1 rRNA gene is annotated in these 608 nt (G+C 52.5%); it reads right to left on the bottom strand.

Annotated features, from left to right (window positions below):
• A 23S ribosomal RNA gene (locus J9892_RS25275) occupies window positions 1-608 on the bottom strand; the annotation flags it as partial.

Genomic DNA, 608 nt, shown 5'->3' with positions numbered 1-608 from the left:
GATTGGCCTTTCACCCCCAGCCACAGGTCATCCCCTAACTTTGCAACGTTAGTGGGTTCGGTCCTCCAGTTGATGTTACTCAACCTTCAACCTGCCCATGGCTAGATCACCCGGTTTCGGGTCTACACCTTGCAACTAGACGCCCAGTTAAGACTCGGTTTCCCTACGGCTCCCCTATACGGTTAACCTCGCTACAAAATGTAAGTCGCTGACCCATTATACAAAAGGTACGCAGTCACCCCGAAGGGCTCCCACTGCTTGTACGTACACGGTTTCAGGTTCTATTTCACTCCCCTCACAGGGGTTCTTTTCGCCTTTCCCTCACGGTACTGGTTCACTATCGGTCAGTCAGGAGTATTTAGCCTTGGAGGATGGTCCCCCCATATTCAGACAGGATGTCACGTGTCCCGCCCTACTCGATTTCACATCAAGGTTGTTTTCGTGTACGGGGCTATCACCCTGTATCGCCGGCCTTTCCAGGACCGTTCCACTAACTTCCAAGATGCTTAAGGGCTAATCCCCGTTCGCTCGCCGCTACTGAGGGAATCTCGGTTGATTTCTTTTCCTCGGGGTACTTAGATGTTTCAGTTCTCCCGGTTCGCCTCGCT

Origin of the sequence: Aeromonas sp. Prich7-2 (assembly GCF_017939255.1) — a bacterium.
Taxonomy (GTDB): Bacteria; Pseudomonadota; Gammaproteobacteria; order Enterobacterales; family Aeromonadaceae; genus Aeromonas; species Aeromonas caviae.
This window is presented reverse-complemented; position numbering and strand designations above follow the sequence as displayed.